This is a genomic window from Oceanobacillus arenosus (assembly GCF_003369575.1).
GTDB lineage: Bacteria > Bacillota > Bacilli > Bacillales > Amphibacillaceae > Oceanobacillus > Oceanobacillus arenosus.
Genome location: NZ_PIOC01000026.1, coordinates 1 through 2,207 on the forward strand (window position 1 = coordinate 1; position 2,207 = coordinate 2,207).

At 38.2% G+C, this 2,207-nt stretch carries 1 protein-coding gene and 1 pseudogene; one reads left to right on the forward strand and one right to left on the reverse strand.

Going from position 1 to position 2,207, the window contains the following annotated elements:
• Window positions 1–294 (reverse strand): annotated as a pseudogene (locus CWR48_RS16620) (M14 family metallopeptidase); the annotation flags it as partial.
• A gap of 451 nt (window positions 295–745) precedes the next feature.
• On the opposite strand from CWR48_RS16620, the gene CWR48_RS16625 reads away from it, so the two are divergent.
• Window positions 746–1,942, forward strand: a complete 1,197-nt coding sequence (locus CWR48_RS16625; protein ID WP_245976845.1) for a glycosyltransferase family 2 protein — start codon at window positions 746–748, stop codon at window positions 1,940–1,942.
• Window positions 1,943–2,207 lie beyond the last annotated feature (265 nt).

Genomic DNA, 2,207 nt, shown 5'->3' on the forward strand with positions numbered 1-2,207 from the left:
AGAACCACCGTCATATTTACCAAGGTGTCCCCAGCCAGATGGATTAATCTTATCAAACACTACAGCACCTAATTGTTTGGATTTATGAACGACTTCGGGATCTGCATTCTCCGTAGTTGGGTAAAGAATCGATCCGGACACTAACTCTCCATCACGTTCACTTTGCGCTCCCTGATGATGAAGGTCAATCATATAATCAATATCATAGGCACGTAATACATTATTATGAAGGGCCTGTGTTTCCGGGAAGATTTTATTCACATGGTCACGGTTCAGATCTTCGCCCACTGCATTTAAGTTCAAAGGGTCAGACCCCCACTACACTCATTTTAGCCGATAGAACAAATTTAGGCACAACTTTAATCGGGTTGTGCCTTTTTGCGGAAGTTAAAGCCAGTAAGTGCTGCAGGGTGTGAGGTCAGACCTGGCCGAACTTTATTTTAATATAGGAATTGAGTATTTCTAGATTAATAATTATCAAAGGGATAATAATAGGTACATGGTGCCTTTTACTTGTATATAAGAATCTGCTGCTAATTAACATACTATATGTTTAGATAATCTATTCTACATCTCATTCAATGAATATGTAGTTCATTGAGAAACCAGTTGAAGAGTGTTAAAAATATAATGATAATATCCTGGAGGTAGCAGCTTGGACTCGCCTATAATAACTTTTATTAATAATTTCAATTCCCTTATATTTCTAATGTTTGCATTGATGTATTCGTATAAGATCGTGTATATGTTTATTGCTTTTAAGGCCAAAAAAAACAACAAGCCTGAGGTGCAGAATGATAATCCCTACAAATACGCAGTGATAGTCGCAGCTCGAAATGAAGAACTTGTGATTGGACAGCTAATCAAAAGCATAAAAAACCAGAAGTACCCTAAGGAATTGATTGATATTTTCGTTATAGCAGACAACTGTACCGATAATACAGCTTTGGTTGCAATGCAAGAGGGGGCTATTGTCAGGGAGCGCTTCAATAAGGATCAGGTTGGAAAGGGATATGCTCTCGATGAAATGTTTAAGATCATCGAAAAGGAATATTCATCCAGAAAGTATGATGGATATTTTGTGTTTGATGCCGACAATCTCCTTGATGAGAATTATATAGCGGAGATGAACAAGACTTTTAATCGGGGATACAGGGTGATTACCAGTTATAGAAAGTCCAAGAATTATGACCAAAATTGGATTTCTGCAGGTTATGCACTATGGTTCCTGCACGAAGCTGAATATCTCAACCTTCCAAGAATGGTTCTTAACTCCAGTTGTGCAATTTCTGGAACTGGATTTTTGGTACATACCGATTTGATCAAAGAAAATGGAGGCTGGATTCACCATCTCCTTACAGAAGACATCGAGTTTTCCGTTTCTCAGATTATAAAAGGAGAAAAGATTGGATACTGCAAAAGCGCCATGTTTTATGATGAGCAGCCAATTACCTTCAGGCAGTCTTGGAATCAGAGATTACGTTGGGCGAAGGGTTTTTACCAAGTCTTTGCTAAATATGGCAAAGATTTGGTAGGCGGAATTTTTAAAGGAAAGCGTAACAGGTTATCATGCTTTGATATGACCATGACAATCATGCCAGTCCTGCTAGTTTCCTGTATCAGCTTGGTGACCAATGGATTATTTTACTTAGCTGGTTTTTTAGGATTATTTGAAGGAAAAGAGATTATTGATGTAACTACTTCGGCAATGTTAAGATCCGTTGGAGGATATTATGTGCTGCTTTTTTTAGTTGGTTTCATTACAACCTTAACAGAGTGGGGGGAAATTCATTGTTCTGGCTGGAAAAAAATCGCTTATACAATCACGTTTCCGCTTTTTATGTTTACTTATTTGCCTATTGCTATCGTAGCCCTATTTAAAGACGTTGAATGGAAGCCAATCGCTCATACAGTAGTAAAATCTATTGATGATGTTCGATAAGGACAGGTCAAAGGGTCAGTCCCCCACTGCACTAAAGTGATAGAGAAGTGGGGGTACTGACACCACTCATACTACAATACACTAGCTGTAATCATTGCCTTCTTTGGAATAAATAAACGAACGGTGCATACCACCGTTCGTGTTCCTTGATCCCCATATACCAAGAGGTTAAAGGATTAATACTTTCCTAAGTAACAAATACTTTACTCAGATGCTCTAGTAGTTTGAGTCGCCAAAGTATCCCAAAACGCAACATCTTTATCAT

Bases quoted from the DNA above. Each gene is read 5' to 3' on its own strand.
- CWR48_RS16625 (WP_245976845.1), top strand. From the start codon at position 746: ATGTTTATTGCTTTTAAGGCCAAAAAAAACAACAAGCCTGAGGTGCAG.